The 26,591-nt window shown below is 34.4% G+C and carries 18 protein-coding genes; 8 read left to right on the top strand and 10 right to left on the bottom strand.

Translation table 11 applies throughout. The features are described from left to right. Nucleotides 1-13: 13 nt before the first annotated feature. The 4 genes from HNQ90_RS01625 to amaB form a co-directional block, all read right to left on the bottom strand. On the bottom strand, nucleotides 14-1,510 hold the full coding sequence (locus HNQ90_RS01625; RefSeq protein ID WP_144114911.1) for an ATP-binding response regulator: 1,497 nt from the start codon (nucleotides 1,508-1,510) through the stop codon (nucleotides 14-16). Between the two features lie 467 nt (nucleotides 1,511-1,977). Next, nucleotides 1,978-2,532 carry a hypothetical protein gene (locus HNQ90_RS01620; RefSeq protein WP_144114910.1) on the bottom strand — a complete coding sequence of 185 codons (555 nt, stop codon included), beginning with the start codon at nucleotides 2,530-2,532 and terminating at the stop codon, nucleotides 1,978-1,980. 21 nt (nucleotides 2,533-2,553) lie between these two features. Then, nucleotides 2,554-3,489 (bottom strand): OmpA family protein, encoded by a 936-nt coding sequence (locus HNQ90_RS01615; RefSeq protein ID WP_144114909.1) that lies wholly within the window; start codon nucleotides 3,487-3,489, stop codon nucleotides 2,554-2,556. Nucleotides 3,490-3,625: 136 nt separating this feature from the next. Continuing rightward, a complete protein-coding gene (amaB, locus tag HNQ90_RS01610; protein ID WP_144114908.1) occupies nucleotides 3,626-5,179 on the bottom strand; it encodes an L-piperidine-6-carboxylate dehydrogenase in 1,554 nt (517 codons plus the stop codon). Between the two features lie 418 nt (nucleotides 5,180-5,597). Between amaB and HNQ90_RS01605 the strand changes: the two genes are divergently transcribed. From HNQ90_RS01605 to pbpC, 5 genes are all read left to right on the top strand, one after another. Continuing rightward, nucleotides 5,598-11,168 carry an MG2 domain-containing protein gene (locus HNQ90_RS01605; RefSeq protein WP_144114907.1) on the top strand — a complete coding sequence of 1,857 codons (5,571 nt, stop codon included), beginning with the start codon at nucleotides 5,598-5,600 and terminating at the stop codon, nucleotides 11,166-11,168. 319 nt (nucleotides 11,169-11,487) lie between these two features. Continuing rightward, a complete protein-coding gene (locus HNQ90_RS01600; RefSeq protein WP_144114906.1) occupies nucleotides 11,488-12,612 on the top strand; it encodes an endo-1,4-beta-xylanase in 1,125 nt (374 codons plus the stop codon). 109 nt (nucleotides 12,613-12,721) lie between these two features. Beyond that, complete coding sequence (locus tag HNQ90_RS01595) at nucleotides 12,722-13,453, top strand: YqjF family protein (RefSeq protein ID WP_144114905.1); 732 nt, start codon at nucleotides 12,722-12,724, stop codon at nucleotides 13,451-13,453. Nucleotides 13,454-13,467: 14 nt separating this feature from the next. Next, nucleotides 13,468-13,791 (top strand): antibiotic biosynthesis monooxygenase family protein, encoded by a 324-nt coding sequence (locus HNQ90_RS01590; RefSeq protein WP_144114904.1) that lies wholly within the window; start codon nucleotides 13,468-13,470, stop codon nucleotides 13,789-13,791. A 158-nt stretch (nucleotides 13,792-13,949) separates the two neighbouring features. Further along, entirely contained in the window at nucleotides 13,950-16,301 is a 2,352-nt protein-coding gene (pbpC, locus tag HNQ90_RS01585) for a penicillin-binding protein 1C (protein ID WP_144114903.1), read from the top strand. On the opposite strand, the gene HNQ90_RS01580 is transcribed toward pbpC, so the two are convergent. From HNQ90_RS01580 to HNQ90_RS01570, 3 genes are read right to left on the bottom strand one after another with little or no spacing between them, the layout of a single operon-like run. Next, on the bottom strand, nucleotides 16,302-17,138 hold the full coding sequence (locus HNQ90_RS01580; protein WP_172625796.1) for an endonuclease/exonuclease/phosphatase family protein: 837 nt from the start codon (nucleotides 17,136-17,138) through the stop codon (nucleotides 16,302-16,304). 38 nt (nucleotides 17,139-17,176) lie between these two features. Next, a complete protein-coding gene (locus HNQ90_RS01575; protein WP_144114901.1) occupies nucleotides 17,177-17,710 on the bottom strand; it encodes a YciI family protein in 534 nt (177 codons plus the stop codon). 12 nt (nucleotides 17,711-17,722) lie between these two features. Then, on the bottom strand, nucleotides 17,723-18,211 hold the full coding sequence (locus tag HNQ90_RS01570; protein ID WP_144114900.1) for a CYTH domain-containing protein: 489 nt from the start codon (nucleotides 18,209-18,211) through the stop codon (nucleotides 17,723-17,725). Nucleotides 18,212-18,264: 53 nt separating this feature from the next. Here HNQ90_RS01570 and dinB point away from each other — a divergent pair, with 53 nt between their 5' ends. The 3 genes from dinB (at nucleotide 18,265) to HNQ90_RS01555 (ending at nucleotide 23,423) form a co-directional block, all read left to right on the top strand. Beyond that, entirely contained in the window at nucleotides 18,265-19,365 is a 1,101-nt protein-coding gene (gene dinB, locus HNQ90_RS01565) for a DNA polymerase IV (protein WP_144114899.1), read from the top strand. A gap of 250 nt (nucleotides 19,366-19,615) precedes the next feature. Beyond that, a complete protein-coding gene (locus HNQ90_RS01560) occupies nucleotides 19,616-22,036 on the top strand; it encodes a TonB-dependent receptor (RefSeq protein ID WP_144114898.1) in 2,421 nt (806 codons plus the stop codon). A 19-nt stretch (nucleotides 22,037-22,055) separates the two neighbouring features. After that, nucleotides 22,056-23,423 carry a hypothetical protein gene (locus tag HNQ90_RS01555; RefSeq protein WP_144114897.1) on the top strand — a complete coding sequence of 456 codons (1,368 nt, stop codon included), beginning with the start codon at nucleotides 22,056-22,058 and terminating at the stop codon, nucleotides 23,421-23,423. Between the two features lie 358 nt (nucleotides 23,424-23,781). Here the strand turns inward: HNQ90_RS01555 and pyk are convergent, their stop codons facing one another. The 3 genes from pyk to rnc all read right to left on the bottom strand — a co-directional run bounded on the left by pyk (nucleotide 23,782) and on the right by rnc (nucleotide 26,589). Then, nucleotides 23,782-25,224, bottom strand: coding sequence for a pyruvate kinase (gene pyk / locus HNQ90_RS01550; protein WP_144114896.1), 1,443 nt, complete (start codon nucleotides 25,222-25,224; stop codon nucleotides 23,782-23,784). Continuing rightward, complete coding sequence (locus HNQ90_RS01545; RefSeq protein WP_144114895.1) at nucleotides 25,224-25,709, bottom strand: IPExxxVDY family protein; 486 nt, start codon at nucleotides 25,707-25,709, stop codon at nucleotides 25,224-25,226. Before HNQ90_RS01545 ends, pyk begins: the two co-directional genes overlap by 1 nt. 139 nt (nucleotides 25,710-25,848) lie before the next feature. Further along, nucleotides 25,849-26,589 (bottom strand): ribonuclease III, encoded by a 741-nt coding sequence (gene rnc, locus HNQ90_RS01540; RefSeq protein ID WP_144114894.1) that lies wholly within the window; start codon nucleotides 26,587-26,589, stop codon nucleotides 25,849-25,851. Nucleotides 26,590-26,591: the final 2 nt, after the last annotated feature.

Below are 26,591 nucleotides of genomic sequence, written 5' to 3'. Positions count from 1 at the left end.
TAAATCATTGCATTCAATATATTTTTAATAGAGCATTCATTTTTTTTAGTAGTTCCTTTTCGTTAAATGGTTTTGTAATATAATCATTCATGCCTGTGTTTAAACATTGTTCTCTTTCTAAAGATGATGCTTTAGCTGTAACGGCAATAATTGGAATATTCTTAAAATTAGCTCTCGAAGATTCTCTAATAAACCTTGTAGTATCATGGCCATCCATTGTTGGCATTTTTAAGTCCATTAATATTAAATCATACTTGTTTTTATGAAGGTACTTAATAACTTGATCGCCATTACTTGCAATATCAAAGTAAAACCCACCAAAGTCTGATAAGGTTCGCATCATTAAAATTTGATTGACCTCTAAGTCTTCTGCAATTAAAATGTTACGTTTTTTCTTACTATCATTTTTTTTGCTATCTGATTTTATAGTTTTGTACGCTTTTTGGTTTTCAGATATTTTAAAATTTAATTTAACATTAAAAGCAGTGCCTTTACTAGGAGTGCTTTTAACTTCAATATTACCTTCCATTAATATTACTAATTTTTTTACTATGGCCAAACCAAGCCCTGTGCCTTTATTGTTTTTGTTATTAACCCGTTCAAAACTTTCAAAAATGGTATGAATATCTTTTTTGTTTATTCCAATGCCGGTATCAGAAACTTTAAAATCTACACAAACATTGTCATTTTCTGTAGTATCAACTTTAACAATTAATTTAATAGCTCCTTTATCTGTATAATTAATAGCGTTATCTAATAGATTTCCTAAAACCTGCCTTAGTCTAAGTTTATCGCCATCTATAAACTGAGGTAATTTTTTATCAATAACAATTGAACATTTTAAGTTTTTCTCTGAAGATTTAACAGTGTAAACAAATTCTAAGTTTTTAAAGAAACTTGTAGTATCGAATCTTGAATTATTAATTTTTAACTGCCCCATCTCGATACTAGAAATATCTAAAATATCGTCGACAACTCGTTTTAATTGCTCGCACGATCCTTTTATAATATTAAGATTATGTAATTGATCTAATGTTAAACTTGACCTGTGTAAAATAGAAGTAAACCCCATAATTGTGGCTAGTGGAGTTCGTAATTCATGACTTGTATTTGCTAAAAATATATTTTTAAACGCTTCCTTTTCCTTAAGGATTTGCCCTTCTATTACAGACTCATTTCTTTCTTGCGATAATATTTGAGATGATTTGTAATGACTAGTGAGATCTAAAAACATAAAAATCAAGTTATCCTCTAAAATATCAATATCAATATCATATATTCCTGTTACCCCTTTTATTTCAAAATTAACACAAGTTAAATGGTGACTGTTGCCCGCCTCTTGCTCGAAATAATAACTAATAGCTTCAAAAAAAGTGTGTGCTTCAAATATTGATGTTCCTTTTTCTAGGAAAAATAAATTATTCTCGCTTTCATTAATAATTCCATTTCTTGAAATATCTATAAATTGAAATCGTTTATTTATGATTTTTTCCTTTCTCTTATCAATCATATGCTTTCCATGATTAAATCTTCTGGAAGATTAGTACATTATTTTTTTGCAAATTATCACCAGTTTTAACATTTGTAAAATAATCGCATTTTAAGTTAATTAAAATTGGCCCAAATTTTTCCCGAAAACTTTTTAAAAGCTTAAAATCAAAAACTTACCGCTCTACTGTTTTGCAAATGTAATTCTGTAATAGAATATATCTTAAAAGGAGTTAACCATATTAATATATTTAGGCTCGTTAATAATATCACGATTTGTTTCATTAATAACTTTGGGTTTTTTATACATTTTATTCTAAAAAACTAAAATAATAACTTACAAAATTTCTTATCAATGTTAATTTGTTACTATTAAATTAACTACAATAGCTAATTTGAAATCTATTAAAATAAGTTAATATGAAACATGAATATACAAAAAAAACCGTTTCTTAACAGGAAACGATTTTTTTAAAGTAATGGTAATACTTATTTTCCGCCATCCAATTCATCTTGCCATTTAAGCAATTTGGCCCATTTACCTTCGTAGGCAAACTTAGCTTGTTTTGGCCATGTACCTGGTTTGTGCATTTTAAACCTATCGCCTCCACTAATTAAAACTTCTTTACATTTTTCAATGGAACATTCTGATAATGCTTTCCATGTTTTTACACCGTTATTATGAAATAACTCCTGGATTTTTGGTCCAATACCCTCTACAACCGTTAAATCGTTTTCTTTTATTTTCTTTCCAAGCACAGCTTTAGCCGCAGCTGCATCAAACGGAATTAAAACAGCACTTGACATAGAAGCCGCGGGAGCAGCAGGAGCAATTAATGATGACGCTAAAGAAGCCTTCGTTGATTTTAAATCGCCCTCTAATGAAACCTTGCTTAATTTACAAGCATCTAGCTGTGTTTGTAATCTTCCTAATTTATTGTTGCACTCATCATGGTTTCCACCACCTATGAGTCTGCCTAATAAATAACCTAATATAGCGCAAATTGCACCGACTACTAATGGAATTAATATACACCAATTCATAATTTTATATTTTTTTTAATTTTAGTTAATTGTAATTTCTGTTCTTCTGTTTTCTGCTCGTCCTGCTTCGGTGGCATTGTCTGCAATAGGCAGGTTAGGTCCTTTAGATGATGTTTCTATATTGCCTTCCAATATTCCATTTTTCACCAAATAACCTTTAGCAAAATCTGCACGCTGTTGGCCTAAAACAATATTGTTTGTGGCATCTCCTATATTATCGGTATGTCCTACAACCTGTATTTCAACCCCTAATTTATCTACACAATGAGAAATATCTGCAATTTTCTGGCGTTGTTCTGGAGTTAAATTTATTGATGCTTGCCCTGTTTTAAAATGTAACACTAATGGGTTTGCCCTAATGGCATCGCAAGCTGTTTTTAAAGCTTCAATTGCCGAGGTATCTGATGCATCTGCTGTTGCAACACCAAACTCCACTGGTCCAAACAATGTTTTACTTTCATCTGCATTAATACCATCGTTTAATTTGCCATAAGTATCTATTTGTTTAGAAGAGATGCCATGTAAAACCAAGTAATTTTTAACCGAATTTGCTCTTGCTATCCCAAGATTTGGATAGGCAGAATTATTAGTTTCATCACTTTTATAAAAACCTGTAATATCTACCGTTTTTAAAGGATTTGTTAAAAGATAGTCTTTAAGCATTACCACGCCGTTTTCAATATTAGTAGAAACGGGTTGTAAAATTGAAAAATTAGACGATTTAAAATTGAAATTCTCTCTTAAGTTAAGATTAAAGTCGCCGTTAGCATCTTTTAATACAAATGCATTTTTAGTGGCATCTTTTATTTCTGGGGTTATAACACTTTTAGTTTCGTCCACTTTATTTTTACAAGATTCTTTGCCACAGCATACGCTACAACAGAGAAAGTAATACAAAATAGTACCGAGAATAATAGTGAGTATAATTCCTAAAAGATAGGATGATTTTTTACTCATTAGATTTTTAGTTTTTGGTTAATAAAATATAAGTGACTACAAGATAACACTTTAAGCTCGTAAAATAGGAACCAATAAAACCAAAAAAGTCACATTAATACAAATGTGACTTTTCAATGCGTAAATCGAAGATAAATTATAAATCGAATTTAATACCCTGAGCCAGTGGCAATTCTGTAGTATAATTAATGGTATTGGTTTGACGACGCATGTAAACTTTCCAAGCATCTGAACCCGATTCGCGTCCGCCACCTGTATCTTTCTCACCTCCAAAAGCACCTCCAATTTCAGCTCCTGAAGTTCCAATATTTACATTTGCAATGCCACAATCTGATCCTTGAACAGACAAGAAACGTTCCGCCTCGCGTAAATTATTCGTCATAATAGCAGAACTAAGCCCTTGCGCAACTTCATTTTGAATGTCTATAGCATTTTCAACCGTTCCAGAATATTTTAACAAGTATAAAACAGGAGCAAAAGTTTCGTGTTGTACAATCATAAAATTTGGTTTAGCTTCTGCAATTGCCGGCTTTACATAGCATCCGCTTTCGTAACCTTTTCCAGAAAGCACGCCACCTTCAACTACAAGGTTTCCGCCTTCTTCAACTACTTTCTCTAAAGCATTTTGATACATTTTAACAGCATCTTTATCTATTAACGGCCCAACATGATTGTTTTCATCTAGCGGGTTTCCAATGCGCAATTGTTTATACGCATCCACAACAGCAGTTTTTACCTTATCGTAAATCGATTCGTGAATTATTAATCGGCGTGTACTAGTACAACGTTGTCCTGCAGTACCAACGGCACCAAAAACAGCACCTATAACCGTCATTTTTATATCGGCATCTGGCGTAACAATTATAGCGTTATTGCCACCTAACTCTAATAAACTTTTACCTAAACGCCCAGCAACTTCTTGAGCTACCAATTTTCCCATTCTAGTAGAACCTGTTGCAGATATTAATGGAATGCGCGTGTCCTTGCTCATAAATTCCCCAACCTTATAATCGCCATTTATTAAACATGAAATACCTTCTGGCAAGTTATTTTCGGCAAAAACTTCGGCAGCAATATTTTGGCAAGCTACACCACACATAGGTGTTTTTTCAGAGGGTTTCCAAACACAAACATCGCCACAAACCCAAGCTAAAGCCGTATTCCACGCCCAAACAGCTACTGGAAAATTAAAAGCCGAAATAATACCAACCACACCTAGCGGATGGTATTGCTCGTACATGCGGTGTCCTGGACGCTCAGAGTGCATGGTTAAACCGTGTAGCTGACGCGATAATCCTACTGCAAAATCGCAGATATCAATCATTTCTTGAACTTCGCCCAAACCTTCTTGATAACTTTTACCCATTTCATAGGATACTAGTTTACCTAAAGCTTCCTTTTTTTCTCGTAATTTATTACCAAATTGGCGCACAATTTCGCCTCTTTGTGGCGCAGGCATTGTTCGCCAAGTTTTAAAGGCCGAAGTAGCAGCTTCCATAACTTTTTCGTAATCTGCCTTTGTAGTTTGTTTTATTTTACCCACCAATAATCCATCAACGGGCGAAAAAGATTCGATAATTTCACCAGAAGAAAAGTTAGTTAATCCTATAGACGAGCCTTCATTTAAACCTGTAACTCCAAGTATTTTAAGTGCGTTATCGATACCAAAATCTGCTTCTTTATTCTTCATTAATTATTGATTTATGAGTTATACTGAATATATTTACGAATATACCAATTAAAAGTCGTTTTTACTGAAATTTACGAATGATATAATGATTGTTTCCAGTTTTAATTAACAATAGAAAAACTACCGTTAATAGAGTCTAAATAAGGCCTTTTTATATTCAATTTAAAACAGAGTTATCGTCATAAAACATCTAACAGCCAATCCATTCTATGAATAGTATCTTCAACTGAAAATAAAATATTTCATAACAACTCGTGTTAATTATAAGAACATTTTCAAACTTAATTACTATATTTTTTGGGAGTACTTTAACAACAACTAAAAGTCTAAACTTAAAAAAATGAACGTAATTTTATTAACGAGAAACACCTTACGCTTTCTTTTTTACCTAATTTTGTTCATATAAATTCGTCTATCCATGTCTCTAAAAAAGCTTTTTGCGTTCATTTTTATACTTTCAATTATTGTTTCTTGTAAAAAGAAAGTTGTAGAAACCGATAACCTTTTTAAGTTTCGAGACTATATAAGCTACACCACTTCTGGCATAACATCGGTAGCAAATCCTATTCAAATTAATTTAGCTAACGAGGTTGAAGGCTGGGAAATGGGTCAAGACATTACAGATAACATTATAAGTATTAAACCTCATGTAGAAGGCAAATTAACAGCCGGAAATAAGCACACGCTCCTTTTTACACCCGATGAAAATCTAGAACCAGATACCGAATACACAGTTACCGTTAAACTTCGCGACATTTATAAAAATATGCCCGACGGTTTTAGCGATTACACCTTTCAGTTTAAAACAATAACACCAAGTTTTAATATAGATACTAATCATTTACAATCGTATAGTAAAAATTGGCAGTACTTGGAAGGCGTAATAAAATCGGCCGATATCATTTCACTTAAAGATGCCAAAACCTTAGTTGAAGCGACTCAAAATGGTAAAAACCTATCCATAGTTTTTAATGAAGCCAATACATCCTCAAAGTATTTCGAGTTTAAAATTGATAGTATTAATCGTAAAATAGACGACGATAACATACTTGTTAAATGGAATGGAAAAGCCATAAAAGCATCAAACGAGGGCGAAAACACCATGGCTATTCCAGGTATAAATAATTTTAGCATTGTAAACGTAGACGTCATTCAATCGCCCGAACAATATTTATCTATAAACTTCTCAGATCCGTTAAAAAAACAACAAAATTTTGATGGTTTAGTCACTATTCAAAAGGTAAAAAACCCAAAATACATTGTGGATGGCAATGTATTAAAAGTATATCCAGACACTAAATTAGTTGGCAACATTCAAGTTGATGTATTTCAAGGCATAAAAAACACCGATGGTTTTAAGCTGAAAAAACCTTTTTCTGAAACCATTGCTTTCGAATCTTTAAAACCACAAGTTCGACTAATTAGCAATGGTACTATTTTACCAAATTCCGAACAACTAAAATTCAATTTTGAGGCGGTTAATTTAAGTGCTGTTGATGTTCGTGTTATTAAGATTTTTGAAGACAATATCCTTCAGTTTCTGCAAGACAATAATTTAAGCAGCAATAACACTTACGATATTAAAAAGGTTGGTCGTCGTATTGCAAAACAAACTATACCACTACAAACCGCAGCCGAAAATTCTGGAAAATGGAAAGCCTATAGTATAGATTTATCTCAATATTTTAAAGCAGACGCTGGCGCCATTTACCGTATAGAATTAAGTTTTAATAAAAGCTATTCGTTATACGATTGCGAGGCTAATGCCGGAATTTCAAATTCTGAAAGCGATGATTACGATGATTATTATGAAGATGATTATTACGAGGGCGATTACACCGAAACAGATAGTGAAGATGAAGAATTACGCGAAGAAGCATATTGGGACAACAAGGCTTACCGCTACAAAAACTATACATACAATTGGCGCGAAGAGCAAAACCCTTGTCATGATGCCTATTACGGCGAAAATAAAATAGTGTCTCAAAATTTATTGGCTTCAAACTTGGGTGTTATTGCTAAACAAGCCGCTAACAACTCGTATTATTTTGCAGTTTCTAATATACTTAATACCAATCCTGAAGCTGGTGCTAAGGTGGCTATTTATAATTTCCAGCAGCAAGAATTAGCTAGTAGAAATACCGACGAGCAAGGTTTAACCTTAATTGATTCCGATAAAAATACAGCATTCGCCATTGTTTCAAAAGGAAAAAACAAAACCTATGTAAAACTTCATGATGGTAACTCATTATCCTTAAGCAAATTCGATGTGTCTGGAAATCGTTTACAACGCGGACTTAAAGGTTATATTTATGGCGAACGCGGAGTTTGGAGACCAGGAGATACGTTGCACTTAACCTTTATGCTAAATGATAGAGCAAATCCGCTCCCAAAAAACCATCCTGTAAAACTCGAAATTACCGACCCCAATGGCAAATTGGTACATAAAAACGTTACTACAAATAATATTGATAATTTTTACAAGTTCACGGTAACAACATCTACCGAAGATAAAACAGGAAATTACAATGCCAAAGTATCTGTTGGAGGTGCTACATTTTACAAACCTTTAAAAATTGAAACTGTAAAACCTAATCGCTTAAAAATTAAAGTCGATTTTGAAAACGAGATACTTTCTAGCAAAACTCCTCTTGAAGGGCACTTAGATTTAAAATGGCTTCATGGCGCTCCAGGAAAAAATTTAAAAGCCGAGGTAAAAGCTAAATTTAGTACGGCCTATACGGCGTTTAAAAACTATAAAGATTATACGTTTAACGACCCTACACGAAACTTTCAAACCGAAGAAATAAATGTTTTTGAAGGCAAAGTAAACAACGAAGGCTTAGCCACAATAAATAAAAACCTGAGTGTTGGTAAAAATGCTCCTGGTATGCTTAACGTTCAATTTTTAGTCCGTGCCTTCGAAAATGGTGGCGACTTCTCAATGGACGCCTTTACAAAACAATATGCCCCTTACCAGTCTTTTGTGGGATTACGTTCCCCAAAAGGCAATGCGTACGGTTCGTTTTTTACAGACGAAAATCAAACGTTTGATGTCGTTGTAGTCGATAAAAATGGCAAGCCTATAAAACGAAACAATCTAGAAGTTAAAATTTATAAAGTAGAATGGCGTTGGTGGTGGAATTCCTCTTACGATAATTTGTCTAGCTACGTTTCTAGCAACTACCACAGGCCTTACACCACAACAAAAGTAAATACAGATGCAAATGGCAAAGCCACTTTTAACATTAAGGTTCCTGATAATGATAGAGGCCGCTATTTAATAAGAGTTTCCGATCCTGTAAGTGGTCATGCCACAGGACGAACAGCCTATTTTTATAAAAACTGGTGGCAAAAAGCACCATCTAGCGATAAAGAAGCGGCTAAAATGCTAGTCTTTTCAGCAGATAAAGAAAACTATAATGTTGGAGAAACCGCTAAAATCACCTTTGCATCAGGAAGCGAAGGGCGTGCTTTGGTAAGTATAGAAAATGGTACCGAAGTTTTAGATTATAAATGGGTAAAAACAACCAAAGGAGAAACCGTTGTAGATATTCCAATTAGTAAAGACATGGCACCAAATGTGTTTGTAAACATTTCATTACTACAACCGCATGCTATTACGGCCAACGATTTACCAATTCGTTTGTATGGCGTAATTCCAATTATGGTAGAAGATCCAAACACTATATTGAAACCTCAATTACAAATGCCAGATAAATTACGCCCAGAGCAAACCTTTGAGGTTAAAATATCTGAAAAAAACAAAAAAGCCATGACCTATACCATTGCTATGGTTGAAGAAGGTTTACTAGATTTAACACGTTTTAAAACCCCAAATGCTTGGGATGAATTTTATAAACGCGAAGCTTTAGGTGTAAAAACTTGGGATATTTTCGATGATGTTATTGGTGCCTATTCTGGCAGCATAGACCAAGTGTTTGCTATTGGTGGCGATGGTAGTGCTGCTGGCGGAAAAAACAAAAAAGCAAACCGTTTTAAACCTGTGGTTACCTATTTAGGGCCTTTTAAATTGGATGCAGGACAAACCAAAATACATCAAATAAAACTACCAAATTACATAGGTTCGGTACGCACCATGGTGGTTGCAGGAAACAACAGCAATGAAGCTTATGGCAGCACAGATAAAGCTGTAGAAGTTAAAAAACCGCTTATGGTTTTAGCAACGCTTCCGCGGAAGTTAAGCCCAGGTGAAAAAGTAACGTTACCAGTTACCGTTTTTGCTATGGAACCTAAAGTGAAAAATGTAAACATTAGTTTAAAACTGAGCGATGGCATTTCGATTGTTGGAGAAACCACTAAAACCTTGAGTTTTGCCCAACCCGACGAACAAATGGCTTATTTTGAATTAGATGTTAGTAAAGCTAAAGGCATTAATACCGTTGAAGTGATTGCTACAGGAAATGGCGAAAAATCGACTTACAAAGTAGAGTTAGATGTTTTAAACACCAACCCAATAACATCCAAAGCTATAGATAAAACTTTGGCAGCAAATGCTTCTGAAACTTTAGATTTTACAACCTTTGGTGTAGCAGGAACAAATGGTGCAACCATTGAGTTTTCAACCTTACCGCCAATGGATTTTTCACGTAGGTTACAATACTTAATTCAATATCCGCATGGTTGTGTAGAGCAAACCACATCGAGTGTATTTCCGCAATTGTTTTTAGCCGATATTTTTGATTTGACCTACGAAAAAAAGAAACAAATTCAAACCAATGTGGAAAATGGTATTAAGCGTTTAGGGCATTTTCAACGGGCTCATGGCGGACTAAGTTATTGGATTGGAGAACAAAGCGCGAATGATTGGGGAACAAGTTACGCTGGGCATTTTATGCTTGAAGCCGAAAAGAAAGGGTATGTATTACCACTTACCTTTAAAAGCAATTGGTTAAAATACCAAAAGCAAGCGGCTAGAAATTGGCGCCCTAGTTATAGAAGCTATAATTCCGATTTAGCTCAAGCCTACAGGCTTTACACATTAGCATTAGCCGGAAGTCCGGAATTAGGAAGCATGAACAGACTTCGAGAATTCTCCGAAATTTCTAACGAAGCTAAATGGCGATTGGCAGCAGCCTATGCTTTAGCAGGACAGCAAGAAGCTAGCGATAAGATTTCACAGTCGGCAAATATTAATTTTAAACCTCAGCGTTATAATTATTACACCTATGGATCTGTAGATAGAAACCGTGCTATGGCTTTAGAGACTATGGTGCTTACCAAAAACGCTAAAATGCGAGAACTAGCAGAAACTATTGCTAAAGATTTATCGAGCGATCGATGGATGAGTACACAAACCTCAGCTTATAGTTTATTGGCTATGGCTAAAATGGTTAATGCCAATGGCGGAAAAGCGTTAAACGTAAATTACACCATAAACGGAAAAACTGAAAATATAGACACCAAAAGTGCCATTGCACAACGTGAATTACAAGTTGTTGATGGCGCTAATAATTTAACATTTACCAATTCAAAAGGCAATGTAATTTACGTTAGAGTTTTAAATTCTGGAAAATTACCGCTAGGTCAAGAATTGGTAGAGCAACGTGGTTTAAGCGTATCTGTTAAGTACAAAGATTTAAAAGGCAATCCAATTGAAATATCTAAGCTTATGCAAGGTCAAGATTTTATGGCCGCTGTAAGCGTAAGTAATTTAAAAAATACGGCAGTAAATGATGTGGCTTTAATACAAATTTTCCCGTCGGGTTGGGAAATTGTTAACACCCGTTTTACGGCCTTTGGAAGTACAGTAACAAGCGCTGCAAGACATACCGATATTAGAGACGACCGCGTAAATTTCTATTTTGATTTACCAGAAAAAGGAAAACACAGTACCAAAACGTTTATCGTCATGTTGAATGCATCGTATTTAGGTACCTATTACTTACCTGGTGTACAAGCCGAAGCCATGTACGATAATGACTTTTTAGTTAGAACGAAAGGAGAATGGGTTACGGTAGAGAAGTAATTTGCATCACAATCAACTCGTTCCCTTAAAAAAAGGGAAGGTGGCTTTAATTCCCTATGAAATTAACGCGGAAAGGTACAAAAACCGAACTCCCGCAAAAACAAATTAAACTTAAAACTTAATTCCATAAGCTAGCAAACAGGTACGTTAGGGATTGAGGCATTTGTTGAAGCTCTTTTTGTGTTGTTGCGTTTATGCAACACAAAAAAGCAACTGCCGAAAGCCCGACCCTTGAGGTAACGCCCAAATAATTGCCTTGTTAGTAGGGCTTTATTTAAATAAATGATATATTTGGTGTAAATTTTACACTTAATAACAAATGTATCTAAAAACTCTCTATTTCGGCCTGATTTCTGTATTACTTATTACCTCTTGCAAACAAGTCTCGCAAGATCAAGCTTTAAAACAAGATATTGAAGTATCTACCAACAAAGGTCTTAAAGATTGGTCTGACTTACCTATTGGTGGCGCTATAAATATTAGTAAAGTATTAAAGGATAGCAAGCTAGATTCCATTACCCACACCAACTTTAATAGTATTACGGCTACCAACGACATGAAAATGTATGCATTAGTCGAGCATGATAGCATCCCAGATTTTACTAACGTAGATAGATTAGTGGCCTACACACAAAAGCATGATATGCGTTTGTTTGGTCATGCTTTAGTTTGGTATTACAATGTGCCGGAGTGGATTACTAACATGACCAACAAAAAAGGTGCTGCATGGGCAGACGCCTACCTAAAAAAATATATTACTACTGTTTTAACCCGATATAAAGATGATGTGGTTGCTTGGGATGTTGTAAACGAAGCTTTCGCCGATAAATCTGGTGAATTTAGAGACGAGTTTTGGTTTAATACTTTTGGTAAAGATTATATTGAAAAAGCGTTTCGATATGCGCACGATGCCGATCCTGATGCCAAGTTATTTTATAATGATTTTGGGCATGAAAGACATCCGGAAAAATTGAATGGTATAGTAGCCATGGTTAACGATCTTGTAAAACGCGATGTTCCTATACATGGTATTGGATTGCAAATGCATTTAGAAATGGATACCACAGAAAAGGCCATTGCAAATGCATTAAAATTAGCGGCTTCTACAGGGTTACTTATTCATATTTCTGAACTGGATATTATTTTTAATACCCGCGATGAAAATGCAAAAGACAAACCAAAAATAACCACTTTAACCCATGACATGGAAATGGCACAGGCCGAAAAATTTAAACAAGTTGTGATGCTTTACCGAAAACATGTGCCAAAAACACAACAATTTGGAATTACTTTCTGGGATTTTAATGATCGTGATACATGGATTAAACCTTTCTACGATTTAAAAGAATGGCCAACTATTTTTGACGAAAATTTAGACCCTAAACCCGGATATTATGGGTTCTTAGACGGCTTAACTACAGGTCTTGAAAATGCTACCGAATAATTTATTGTTTTAAGGCTACACCCTCTGTGAATTTCTTTTTAAATTTACCTATAGCTAAATTGAACGGGGCATAATTAAATAGCATGCTTTCCCGTTCAAAAAAAACAACATGAAAGCAAAGGACATATTAAAACAAAAATCGCACAGACCTTTTGCATACCCAAAACGTTCTTGGAAGTTTTACCAAGAATGGAATAAGGTTGTTTTTTTACATTGGGAAGTTACCCCAGAATTAATTAAACCGCTACTTCCTAAACCTCTAGTAGTAGATACTCTTTACGGTAAAACATGGGTGAGTTTAGTGGCTTTTAACATGAATAAAATTGGTATTAGGAGCCTTCCAAAAATCCCTCATATTTCAGATTTTCAAGAAATAAATATTCGTGTTTATGTGGTTTGTAATGGCAAGCCTAGTGTGTACTTTTTAAGTATGGAAGGCAGTAAAAAAACATCTTGTAAGGTTTTAAAAACACTTTCTAAATTTCCATATAGGCATTCTAAAATGAGTAGAAACGCATCTACTTTTACATCGGAAAATAATATATTTTATGACACGTTTCATATTAAATATGAACGCAATGAAACGCCTGTTACAAAAGATAAAACCGATTTATGGCTTACTGAACGTTATGCGGTTTTTCAAGATTATAAAAAACATATTATTGAATACGACGTGCACCATGTGGAATGGCCCATGCAAAATATAAACATTAGTAGTTTAAAATTAAACTATGGGCGTTTTAACCATTTAATAAATAACCAACCAGATAGAATGCATTACTCTAGCGGCGTACAAGTTTTAACTTGGAATAAGAAGAAAATGCCACTAATTAGTAATTAAATACCTTTTGACCAATGACAAATGACTTTAAACCTTATTATGCGGTAATCTTCACATCAACTCAAAATGAAAATATTGAAGGTTATGCAGAAATGGCAGATAAAATGGAACATTTAGCCAAACAGCAACCAGGTTTTCTAGGTATGGAAAGTGCAAGAGATGGTATTGGAATTACTGTTAGTTATTGGGAAACTGTTGAAGCCATTAAAAACTGGAAACAACAAACGGCGCATTTACAGGCGCAACAAAAAGGAAGACAAGATTGGTACAGTTGGTATAAGGTAAGAATTTGCAAAGTAGAACGCGAGTATGAGTTTCTAAGAAACCAAGAGTCTTAATAAAACTAATTCTTTTTTTAGTTTCTTTTAGCAAAACTAAATCCGCTCCTGCTTTTAATGGATGAGCGTTTAATAAAAAATATTAATAAATTAAAACTAAACTCCTGCACAATTCCTTGCCTTCATGAAGGGAAGGTGTCCAAAGGACGGAAGGGTAAATGACAGGCCTAATAAACACCATAAAGAAACATAAAATTAAATCGGCAATTATTGCTGTACTATGTGTTGCTTATATGTTTTGCTTACCAAAACAACTTTTTAAAGACCCTACAACTACTGTAATTACAAGTTCCAACAATGAACTTTTAGGTGCACAAATAGCCAAAGATGGACAATGGCGTTTTCCGCATAACGATTCTATTCCCGATAAATTTAAAACTTGTATTCTACAATTTGAAGACGAGTACTTTTATAAACATCCTGGGTTTAACCCAATTTCTATTTTTAAGGCCATACGAGATAATTTAAAATCTGGAGGTATTAAACGTGGCGGAAGCACCCTAACGCAACAGGTTATCAGACTATCGAGAAAAGGACAATCTAGAACCTATTTTGAAAAAGTAAAAGAAATAATTCTAGCCACACGTTTGGAGTTACGAGAGTCTAAAGATGATATTTTAGCGTTTTATACCAGTAATGCCCCTTTCGGGGGAAATGTGGTAGGGCTTGAAGCAGCTTCGTGGCGGTATTTTAATAGACATGCAAACGATTTATCGTGGGCAGAAAGTGCCACTTTAGCGGTTTTACCAAACGCACCTAGTTTAATTTACCCCGGTAAAAACCAAGAGCGCTTATTAAATAAACGAAATCGCCTGCTGAAAAAGCTTTTAGATAACACGATTTTAGATTCACTTACCTATAAACTTTCTACTGCCGAAGGTTTACCTCAAAAACCTTATCCGCTGCCGCAAATAGCACCTCATTTATTACAAAAAGTAACTAAAGGACATTACGGACAACGTATTCATACTACCATAAATGCAAAACTTCAAGATCGTGTAAACCGTATTGTACAAACACATTACAATCAACTTAGCCAAAACGAAATACACAACGCAGCGGTTTTAGTTTTAAATGTAAAAACCAGACAAGTTTTAGCTTATGTTGGTAATACACCAACAGATAAAGCGCATCAAAAGGATGTAGATATTATTGACAAACCTAGAAGTACCGGTAGTATTTTAAAACCATTTTTATATGCTGCTATGCTAGATGCTGGCGATTTACTTCCTAATACCTTGGTAGCCGATGTACCCACACAATTTGGAAGCTACAATCCTGAAAACTACGATAAAACCTATGATGGCGCTGTACCTGCAAGTCGTGCTTTATCACGCTCTTTAAATGTGCCAGCCGTTAGAATGTTGCAAGGTTTTGGTTTAGATAGATTCTACCATTATTTAAAACAACTCCATCTTAAGGATTTAAAATATAATGCCAATCATTACGGATTATCCTTAGTTTTAGGCGGTGCCGAAAGTAACCTTTGGGATTTATGTAAAAGCTATGCTGCTTTATCTTCAACCTTGAACCATTTCTCGGAACATTCTAGCGAATACTTTTCAAATGAATTTTGCGAACCTACGTTTTTGGCTTCTGAAGTTGTTGATTTTGGAAACAAAACTACTGATAAAACACTTTTTGATGCCGCCTCTATATATCTAACCTACGAAAGCTTAAAAGAAGTAAACCGACCTGAAAGTGATGAAAGTTGGGAGTTTTTTGATGGCTCGAAACAAATAGCTTGGAAAACCGGTACCAGTTTCGGTTTTAGAGACGCTTGGGCCATTGGAACCACAAAAGATTATGTAGTTGGTGTTTGGGTTGGAAATGCCGATGGCGAAGGCCGACCAGGATTAGTTGGCGTGCAAACCGCGGCGCCTATTTTATTTGATGTGTTCGGTTTATTGCCAAACAGCGATTGGTTTGCTAAACCTTTTGATGAAATGCAAAACGTTACTATTTGCAAACAAAGCGGCCATAGAGCTTCTCCAAATTGCGATGATACCCAACAAAAATACATTCAAATTAGCGGACTAAAAACCAAACCGTGTCCGTATCATGTTTTAATTCACTTGGATAAACATAACACCTTTCAAGTGAACGCTTCGTGCGAGGATTTAAGTAATATTAACCATAAGTCTTGGTTTGTGCTGCCACCATTAATGGCCTATTATTACAAAACTAAAAATCCGTTTTATAAACCGTTACCAAAATATAGAAGTGATTGTATAGGCGAAAATAGTGTGTCTATAGATTTTATTTACCCAAAAGCCAATAACAGTATTTTTTTACCAAAAGATTTTGATGGCAATACCAACGATCTTATTTTAAAAATTGCCCATTCCAAGCCAGAAACTAAAGTGTTTTGGTATGTTGATGAAAAGTTTATTGGAAGCACAAAAGATATTCATGAGTTAGCAGTTAAACCAACATCAGGACAACATATTATTACTGTTGTTGATGCATTTGGAAACGAGGCAAAACGAAAATTTGAAATATCGGAATAACTACCGTCTAATGGTTGTTCTAATCATGCAATGATCGCTTTTAAACGTGTTTATTTTTTTTGTAGCTATAACCTGCAAGTCTTTTGAAACCCAAATATGATCTAAAGAAAGTAACGGCATATTCCAAAACCAAGTTTCGCGAAATCCATTTCCTTTTTCATTGAAAGCATGATTAAAGTTAGATTTAATGGCACTAAAAAATTTCGACTCAAAAGGCACATTAAAATCCCCTAACAACACAGCGCGTTCTTTTTCTTCTATTTGTGCATCAATAAAATCTAATCCCCAAGCTCGAGGAACATCTAAACTTCCTACGCCATCAACAGCATAAAAACGAATGTCTTTCACTTTAAAGCTTACAATAATGGTTCTAAATTTATTTTGATTCACTTCAATGCCTTCAATAGGTGTTTTAGAAAAAATGGAAATTTCTTCACCAGAAAAATAAAAATGATACTCAGGAAAATCAATCTGAAGCCTTTTAATATTCATTCTTCGAGCTTCAACCAAAACAAAAACATCAGGGATATTTTCGTTTTCTATAAAAGCTTCTTTAAAATTATTTTCTCGAGATGCGTTCCATAAAACCACTTCTAAATCGCTTTCTTGAGCGTCTTCTGGAATATTAATTTTAAAACTTCGGCTTAACCAAATTATCAATAACAATCCGGTTAATATGAGGTTATACCTTCTATATCTTTTAGATAAAAAAACACTTAAAATTAAAACTGTAAAAATTATAATGGGTAAAGGCAACATGTAATAAAGCAAGGAGCTTTGATGGCTACTTTCTTTAACCACAAAATGAATGGCTAATAAAGCAACAATAATTGCCATATTTAAAACGAGGTAAAGCCCTCTAACAAACTTTAGCATTAGCGTAATTCAAAACCTTTTGCGGCCCACCATGGGTGTACTTCAATAACCAATCTTCCGGCCTTAACCATAGGATCTGAATTTGCTAAACTATCGGCCATTTTTAAAGTTGGTACATTGTAAATGGTTATACCGCGAATATCGCCATCATCACCAAAAGGACCAGAGATATCAGCATAACCTAGCTGGTACATTTTTTTTAAATGTGCTAAATGCTGTTTTTGGAGTTTTGCAGATTCCTCTTCGTTTTGCATACGAATGGCACCTTTTTTTAAAAACGCCATAAAATACTGCTGCATAATGATAGTATCTTGAGTGGCTTCATCTACATAATCAAAAATCTTAAAACCTTTAGCCGTAAGTTCTTCCTTAATTTCCTTTGTAGTTTTTGGAACTTCCGGTTCTATTTCAGCAACGTCTTTTATAGCATTAGTAACCTCATTAATAACCTCTTCTGCTTCCGGTTTTACTGAATTGTCTTTACATGCAAATAGCATGAAACTAAGTGTAAATATTACTAGAATTCTTTTCATTAATTTCATTTTTTATAAATTATTACAGGACGTATCCCATGTATTAAAAGGGTTATTACTTAACTGTGAGTTATAATATTTGATTTGGCCAGAAACCTCTTCGCCTAACCAATTTGGTTTTTCAAAAGTTTCATTTTCGTTTTTTAGTTCGATCTCGGCTATAATTAAACCTTCATTACCACCATAAAACGTGTCAATTTCAAAAATATGACGGCCTACTTTTACCTCGTAGCGGGTTTTATCAATAACTCCCGGTTCGCACAAATTTAATAATTCTTGAGCTTCTTTACGGGGAATTTCTTTCTCCCATTCAAAACGCGATAAGCCATTTTTTGATGATGCCCCTTTTATGGTTAAAAACCCCTGCTCACCTTTAATCCGTACTCTAACAGCTCTATCCTTATTGGAATTTAAATACCCTTGTGTAATCCGTGTAGATTTAAAAGCCTCTGTTTTAAAAGCATTTGAAGTCACCAAAAATTTACGTTCAATTTCTATCATTTTTATCCTAATCTTACTTTAATAAACAGGCATTTAATGCCTAAATTTACGGTATGTCTAGCAATTTTCCATTAAGAAAAATTATTCATGTTGATATGGATGCGTTTTATGCATCTGTAGAGCAATTGGATAACCCAGAACTTAAAGGCAAAGCAATTGCCGTGGGTGGTGGTGGAAAACGCGGTGTTATTAGTGCTGCGAGTTACGAGGCTAGAAAATTTGGAGTTAAAAGTGCGATGTCTGGCTCTTTGGCTATAAAACTATGCCCGCATCTTATTTTTGTGAAAACAAATTTTGAACGGTATACAGAAATATCTAAAAAAATTAGAAAAATTTTTCATGATTATACCGATTTGGTAGAACCATTATCCTTAGATGAAGCGTATTTAGATGTTACCATAAACAAAAAAGGAAACCCAAGTGCCTCGAAAATTGCTGAAGAAATTAGAGCTAGAATTCTTGAAGAGGTCGGTTTAACAGCTTCTGCTGGTATTTCTATTAATAAATTTATTGCTAAGGTAGCTAGTGATTACAATAAACCAAACGGACAAAAAACGGTAAATCCCGAGGAAGTTCTTGAGTTTTTAGAACAATTGGATATTCGAAAATTTTATGGCGTAGGCAAGGTAACGGCCGAAAAAATGTACCAAAAAGGCATTTTTACAGGTTTAGATTTAAAAAATAAATCATTAGAATATCTGGATAAAAACTTCGGAAAATCCGGAAGGTATTATTATCACATTGTTAGAGGTATTCAAAATAGCGAGGTAAAACCAGATAGAATTAGAAAAAGTTTGGCGGCCGAACGTACGTTTAGCGAAAATTTATCGTCGGAAATATTTATGCTAGAAAAGCTAAAACATATTGCAGACGAGGTATCGCGTAGGTTACTTAAAAGCAAAGTTGCTGGTAAAACTGTAACCTTAAAAATAAAATACAGCGATTTCACATTACAAACACGTAGTAAAACATTGCCATATTATATAAGTGATAAGGATGTTATTTTGGAAACAGCGCAACAATTACTCTATCAAGAAACTTTAAATAATTCTGTTAGGCTGTTGGGCATTTCTATGTCGAGCTTAAACACAGAAAAAAAAGAAAAGCCACAACCAACTGCAAGTGTGAGTGTCCAGTTAAAATTCGAGTTTTAGCCAAAAAACAATCCTATTCGCTGTTAAAATTCATTTTTTTAATAAAAATCACCTTAAAAATGCAATTTAAATTCAATTTCCTCTATTTAGAATTATTAAAAATAATAGATTTTTTTGATTACTATTCAAAATAAATAATTATAAATTTTGATATCAATAAAATTTTAACACTATAAACTAAATATGTGAAAATGTTATATCTTTATTTGGACTAAATCTAAATAAGGCTACTTTTGTAAAAAAAACAACCATGTTTCTTAACAAAAGTCCATTTTTAATTTTACTGCTACTTAGCAGTATTACTTTTAGTCAGAATTGCACACTAGAAGGACTTGTTACTTTTAATAATAACGAACCCGTTCTTGGAGCCTACGTAACTATCCAAAACAAAACGCTTAAAAAAGAAACGGCAACAGGTATAGACGGCGAATTTAAATTTAATGCTATTCCTTATGGTGAGTATTCTTTAGAAATTTATTCGATTGATGCTAAACCCAAAAAAATTAAGGTGGTTTTAGATTCAAATAAAAAATCTATAAACACAACCTTAACATTAACCGATTATCAAGATTTAGACGAGGTTCAAGTTATTAGAAAATCTAATAAAACAATAAAAGAAACCCAAGGCTTTGCAGTAAGTGTAATTAAAACCAAAGAAGCTGGTCTTAGAAACATGCAAACTAACGAATTGCTAAACGCCACGGCCGGTATAAAAATTAGACAGAATGGTGGCTTAGGCTCTAGCGTTAGTTACAGCTTAAATGGCTTGTCGGGAAGTGCGGTGCGCATATTTATAGACGGTATACCTATTTCAATTTATGGAAACTCCTATAACTTAAACAGCATTCCGACTTCAATGATTAAGGATATTGAGGTTTACAAAGGTGTAGTTCCAGGACATTTAGCAGACGATGCCTTAGGTGGTGCCATTAATATTGTACTGCACAAAGGCACTCGAAGTCATTTAAACGCCTCTGTGTCCTATGGTTCTTTTAACACAGTACAAACGCATGTTAATGGTTTATATCGGTTTGATAAATCTGGCTTTACAGTAAAGGGTTCTCTGTTTAATAATTATTCTGATAACGACTATAAAGTTTCAGGACGAAGCATCGTTGTTACAGGCTTAGGCGGTGTACAAACTCCAATTACAGCAAGACGATTTAATGATACCTATCGCTCTACCGGCGGAATGGCCCAAATTGGGTATACCAATGTAAAATGGGCAGATCAATTTTTAATTGGATTTAATGCCTCGGAAGATTATAAAGAAGTACAACACGGTGCTTTTATGACCATTACGCCCTATAAAGGTCGTTATTTAGAATCTGATGCTTTACTAGCAAATTTAACCTACCAAAAGAAAGACCTTTTTACCGAAGGGCTAGATGTAAATATTAACGGTGTTTATGGCAAAAGAAACCGTGCCGTTAACGATACCGTTGCTGCAGCTTACAGCTGGAATGGTGAGCGCGCCATTGATTTTAGAGGTGACGAATACGAATATACATGGGGTTCGCAACAAGAAGGTGGCCCAACGCTAGCTAAAATAAAACGTCATGTAGCCTCTATTAGAACCGGAGTGTCTTATGAAATTAACGAGCATCACAAAGTATTAGTAAACCATGTGTATAGCGGTATTGATAGAGAAGATAGCGATGCTTTACAATCGTATTTAGAAAACACATTTAAAGGCACTAGAGATTTCGATAAAAATATTTACGCTTTAACTTACGAGTTATCGGCCTTCGAAAACAAGTTTAAAGCCAGCCTATTCGGAAAACACTACCAACAAAAAACAACTAGTATTGATCCTGCTATTGAAACGGATACGGAAGGGAATAGTACAGTTGTAGACGAGATAGTTAGCAGTAACAATACATTTAATGGTTATGGCTTTGCAACATCGTATGCTATTACTCCAAAACTAACCGTATTGGCCTCGGCAGAAAAAGCGATTAGACTACCAAACGAAACCGAAGTTTTTGGTAACGATGGCGATAATGTGGTTGCCAACCCAAGTATTAAACCAGAACAAAGTAACAACTACAACTTAGGATTTCGTTTTGGTAAATTTAATTTCAATAAACATGGCTTAACGGTTTCAACCAACCTGTTTACTAGAAATATTAAGGATAGAATTGGCTTACCTATTGAAAACTCATTTAATATTGATGACGAATTAATACTCTATGTAAATCAAGGTAGTGGAACTTCTAAAGGTATCGATGCCCAATTAAACTATACATATAACCGCAATTTTACGCTTAATTTTAATGTGTCTAAATTCGAATTAAACATTGTAAATAGCGGTATCGAAATAGATGTACCCAACACCCCTTTTATGACCATGAATGGTAATTTACGCTATTCATTCAAAAATTTAATTCAGCAAAAATCGCGTTTAAATTTATTTTACTCATTTCATTTTACAGACGATTTCTCATACTTACCAAAACAAGGTAGTAATACGGTTGGCGACGATTTTTTTAAAGTTCCAGAACAGTTGGCTCAAGATTTCGGACTGAGTTATGCCTTTCCAAACAAGCAATTAGTGGTTAGTTTCGACATTAAAAATATATTCGATAAGCCTGTGTACGATAACCTATCTGTACAAAAACCAGGACGTGCTTTTTACTTTAAACTTAATTATTCAATTCATAAATTTTAACCAAATAAATAAATCACACATGAAACGTAATTTTTTAAATATCCAAACCTTAGGGCTTTTAGCTATATCAATTGGGCTTTTAACAGCTTGTACTAGCGACGACGATAATGGTGGAACTACAGATCCTAATCCAGAACAAACAGATTCTAGATGGATAACTGTTGCAGCAGCTAAAATGGGAACCGAACCAGGAGATGGAAATGGAGGGACATTAATTTACTCGGTAAGCACTGAAGATGCCAAAGATCCTACTGTTTCAATTGATGCTTTTAATAATGGTTTTATAGCACCATCAAACAGAACTGCAAGATTACAATCTTCTGAAGATGGAAACACTATTTTTAATATTAGCTACGCTGGAGATACTGGTGGAAACTATACAAAATACACTGTTGGAGGCGGACAAAGCTTTACACAAACTGGTTCTGCAATTAGTATTGCGCCATACGTTGGTACCGCTCCAAGATGGATAAAACTATTTGATGGTGATAATACAGGCGCTGCTGTTTATGTAAACACAGAACATCAATTTGACGATAATGATACTCCTGATGATGATACAGACGATTTCTATACGCATACCGAAGCCACAATAGGTGTAGTAACTTTAGATTTAGTAAACTCTGCAATAAATAACTTCCAGGAGCATGTTGTACCATTAAGTGCTGAAGAAGAAGCTGCAGGTTACTACTTTTCTAGAATTGATATGCCAACTTTAAATGCCGCTGGCGATAAACTTTATATAGGTGGACGTTTAAGTAAAGTGGATCCTGCTACCGCAGAAAGCGATAGCGATTTCGAAATTTTAGGATCTAAAACCATTGTATTAGATTATCCTTCGTTATTAAACCCTCAAGTAATAACCTCTGCTGTAGGACATGGAAACACTAATGGTTACAGAAGTATTAATGCTTTTGAATATAACGGAAGTGTTTATCAAGCTAACCAAAGTGATCCTGAAGGGTCTCATATTTTAAAGATTGATAGCAATAACCAATATGATGATGCTTACGATTTTAATTTAGATGATGCTTTAGGCGTAGAAGGTGCTTATATTCTTGCATGGAGACCAGCAGCAAACGGAAAAGCAGTGTTAGCTTACCGTCATAATGGTTCTGCGGAAGGTGTAGCAGGTGCACAAGGCTTTTTTGCTTTAGTAGATTTAAACGCTAAAACAGCAGTGAAAATTGATGCTATTCCTTACAGTCCTGATTTCTACCTATTCCAATACCAAGGTTTTGTGGTACAAGACAACGACATTTACGTAACTCAAGCTCCAGTAGGGCAAAATGGTAATATTTATGTTGTAGATACCGAAACTGGTAATGTAACTAAAGGTGCAGAGTTAGTAAACGTTACAGGTAGCCACTTTATTGGAACGTTCTAACCGAACAATTATTTATATATTTATAAAAAGGCGGGCTTTAAAAGCTCGCCTTTTTTGTTTACAAGGAATTGGCATACTTGACTTTGTCAGAAAAAAATGATAACTTCGTTTAACGTCGGATACAAAACATTGATAACGATTTCATATCCACGAAACGTTAAACGAACCCTTCCAAAAACAAAACAACCTTTAGTTTAAGCCATAAACTTACAAACACCTGCCTTAGCGATTGAAATGGCATCCTTTTAAATAAAAAAAACTGCCTTAAAAGCAGTTTTTTTTATTTAAAAGATATAATGGAAAGCGCGACCCTTTTCGGGTAACCTGCCGGCAGGCAGGCGCCCAAATATATATTATACTATAAATTACAAGTTTCTATTTCTGTAACACGTAGCGTGTTTACCATACCTTTTTCTTTCATTGGCATTGCGGCTAAACTAATAACCATGTCGCCAACATTTAAGTATCCTTTTTTACAGGCTATAGCGTTAACATCTTCTATAGTTTCATCGGTACTTACAAACTTATCGTAATAGAATGCACGAACACCCCAAAGTAAGCTTAAACGCGTTAAAATACGGTGGTTTGATGTAAATACTAGGATATGACATGATGGTCTCCAAGCCGAAATTTGAAATGCTGTATACCCACTATTTGTTAACGTAGAAATGGCTTTAGCATTAATTTCGTTTGCCATATTAGCCGCATGATAACAGATTGATTTTGTTATGTAACGGTTAGTACGAATATGTGGAGGTAATTGAGGTACTTTAATTAACTCTGAATTTTCAACATTTTTTAAAATGTCGGACATTTTTTTAATAACCTGCACAGGGTATTGACCTACAGATGTTTCGCCAGATAACATTACAGCATCGGCTCCATCCATTACCGAGTTGGCAACGTCATTTACTTCTGCTCTTGTTGGCGTTAAACTATCTATCATAGTCTCCATCATTTGCGTTGCAATAATTACTGGAATTCTTGCTCTTTTTGCACGTAATACTAGTTGCTTTTGGATAAGTGGTACTTCTTCTGCTGGAACTTCTACACCTAGATCGCCACGAGCTACCATTAAACCATCGCAATGCGCAACAATTTTATCAATATTCTCTACAGCTTCTGGCTTTTCGATTTTAGCAATAATTGGAATTTTATGATCACCATGTTTTGCTATTAAATCGCGCAATTGCATTAAATCTTCTGCATGACGTACAAATGAAAGTGCTATCCAATCGACATCTAAACTAATAGCGAAAATAGCATCTTCAATATCTTTTTCTGTTAAAGCAGGTTGCGATATATCTGTATTAGGAAGGTTTACCCCTTTTTTAGATTTTAACGGTCCACCTTGCACTACTTTAGCTTTTACTTCAGATTTACCATCTGTAGAAACAACCGTAAACAATAATTTTCCATCATCTAAAAGAATACGTTCTCCTGGTTTTGCATCTTGCGGAAACCTATCGTAAGTCATGTAAACACGATCTTTTGTACCTTCGAAACGCTCTCCGGTAGCGAAAATAATTTCGTCTCCTGGGTTTACAATTACTTCATCCTTCATGACACCAACACGAAGCTTAGGACCTTGTAAATCGGCAAGTATAGCTGCCGTAAATCCATATTCTTCATTTAGTTCGCGTATCATTTGTACGCGTTCTTTCACATCATTATAATCGGCATGCGAAAAGTTAATTCTAAATACGTTAGCTCCTTCTTCAAGCATTCCTTTTAAGACTTCCTTGGTACTGGTAGCAGGCCCTAGAGTGGCTACTATTTTAGTTTTTTTATCTATTGACATTAGTTAAAAATTAGATTTTCTTTTGATTTCAATTCACTAGAATCTACACTGTAAGCGGTTGCAATTTGTGGAATACTCAATATACTATCTAATATATATTTTTCTTTACTTAAACTGATTTCGCTGTCTATTTTTAAAAAATAGTTTACAGTTTTATATTCTGGTAATAACTGAAATGTTTTAGTTATTTTTTCTTGGTTGTCGAATAACGACGTATTATCTGATTGTTTTAGCTCGGTGGTTTTACAAATATTAGACACCAAACTCCAAACTGTTAGTTGTTTTTGGTCTTCCCATTCGAAAATTGAATAAGAAACCTGTCCGTTTTTAAAATCTAAATCTGATGCTTTTCTAGCAAGTACAATACCTAAATGTTTATTTAGCAGATAAGCTAATCGATAGTCTTCAAGCCTGCAATGTATTGCGATTAAGGTATATAATGCGTCATCAAAAGCATCATCAAGAATAAGTTTGTGAACCGCCATAACTTATTTTAATTTTCGTAAATATAATATTAAAAACGTTCGGTTATATTAAGTTTATGCTAATCTTAAGAAGAAATGCGACTAAAACGTTGTAGTGAACTTCGATAAAAACTTAATGCTAAAAAAGTTTTTTTTAGGCCTAAAGCATCTTCGACATTTTATTTTGAAAGGCAAAAAAGGCACGTTTTGAAGCTTTTTCTTCGGCCTTTTTCTTGGATGTTGCTCTTGCTTTAGCAATAACCTTATTATCGATAGATAGTTTTACCGAGAAATGCCTAACATCGTCATTACCGGTATCTTCGTAAACGTTATAACCAAAGGTCTTCTTTTCTTTTTGGCACCACTCTATTAGTAAACTTTTATAGCTTATTACTTTTCCTTCTAGCGTTTCAATATCTACATGAGGAATTATAATGCGTTTAAAGATAAACTTTTCGCAGTATTTATAACCTCTATCTAAAAATATGGCGCCTACTAAGGCTTCAAATAAGTTTCCATGAATATTATCGCCAAATTGACCTGGTGGAATTTTACTTTCAACTAAATCTATTAGTTTTAAGTCTTTTCCTAAGTCATTAAGATGCTCTCTACTTACTACTTTAGATCGCATTTTGGTTAAATAGCCTTCATCGCCACTTGGTACTTCAAGATATAAGTGAGAAGCAATAACGGAGCTTAACATGGCATCTCCTAAAAACTCTAACCGCTCGTAATTAAACGGATTGCCTTTAGTGTCCTTAATATTCATAGAACGATGCGTAAAGGCTTTTTTAAAGTATTTAATGTTTTTAGGTTTAAACCCAAGAATTTTAGTTAATTCCATAAAAAAATTCCCGTTGCGTTTAAAACGGGAATTTAGTATGTTACGAATGCTTTCCATTC

Source organism: Algibacter amylolyticus (genome assembly GCF_014202225.1).
In the GTDB taxonomy this organism is placed as follows: Bacteria; Bacteroidota; Bacteroidia; order Flavobacteriales; family Flavobacteriaceae; genus Algibacter_B; species Algibacter_B amylolyticus.
Note: the sequence above shows the minus strand (reverse complement) of the source record. Positions and strands in the feature narration are given on the sequence as shown.

Coding starts and splice junctions, on each gene's coding strand:
- pbpC (WP_144114903.1), top strand. CDS start 13,950: ATGACAGGCCTAATAAACACCATAAAGAAACATAAAATTAAATCGGCA.
- HNQ90_RS01560 (WP_144114898.1), top strand. CDS start 19,616: ATGTTTCTTAACAAAAGTCCATTTTTAATTTTACTGCTACTTAGCAGT.
- amaB (WP_144114908.1), bottom strand. CDS start 5,179: ATGAAGAATAAAGAAGCAGATTTTGGTATCGATAACGCACTTAAAATA.
- HNQ90_RS01590 (WP_144114904.1), top strand. CDS start 13,468: ATGACAAATGACTTTAAACCTTATTATGCGGTAATCTTCACATCAACT.
- dinB (WP_144114899.1), top strand. CDS start 18,265: ATGTCTAGCAATTTTCCATTAAGAAAAATTATTCATGTTGATATGGAT.
- HNQ90_RS01620 (WP_144114910.1), bottom strand. CDS start 2,532: ATGAATTGGTGTATATTAATTCCATTAGTAGTCGGTGCAATTTGCGCT.
- rnc (WP_144114894.1), bottom strand. CDS start 26,589: ATGGAAAGCATTCGTAACATACTAAATTCCCGTTTTAAACGCAACGGG.
- pyk (WP_144114896.1), bottom strand. CDS start 25,224: ATGTCAATAGATAAAAAAACTAAAATAGTAGCCACTCTAGGGCCTGCT.
- HNQ90_RS01615 (WP_144114909.1), bottom strand. CDS start 3,489: ATGAGTAAAAAATCATCCTATCTTTTAGGAATTATACTCACTATTATT.
- HNQ90_RS01625 (WP_144114911.1), bottom strand. CDS start 1,510: ATGATTGATAAGAGAAAGGAAAAAATCATAAATAAACGATTTCAATTT.
- HNQ90_RS01575 (WP_144114901.1), bottom strand. CDS start 17,710: ATGAAAAGAATTCTAGTAATATTTACACTTAGTTTCATGCTATTTGCA.
- HNQ90_RS01545 (WP_144114895.1), bottom strand. CDS start 25,709: ATGGCGGTTCACAAACTTATTCTTGATGATGCTTTTGATGACGCATTA.
- HNQ90_RS01595 (WP_144114905.1), top strand. CDS start 12,722: ATGAAAGCAAAGGACATATTAAAACAAAAATCGCACAGACCTTTTGCA.
- HNQ90_RS01580 (WP_172625796.1), bottom strand. CDS start 17,138: ATGGCAATTATTGTTGCTTTATTAGCCATTCATTTTGTGGTTAAAGAA.
- HNQ90_RS01605 (WP_144114907.1), top strand. CDS start 5,598: ATGTCTCTAAAAAAGCTTTTTGCGTTCATTTTTATACTTTCAATTATT.
- HNQ90_RS01570 (WP_144114900.1), bottom strand. CDS start 18,211: ATGATAGAAATTGAACGTAAATTTTTGGTGACTTCAAATGCTTTTAAA.
- HNQ90_RS01555 (WP_144114897.1), top strand. CDS start 22,056: ATGAAACGTAATTTTTTAAATATCCAAACCTTAGGGCTTTTAGCTATA.
- HNQ90_RS01600 (WP_144114906.1), top strand. CDS start 11,488: ATGTATCTAAAAACTCTCTATTTCGGCCTGATTTCTGTATTACTTATT.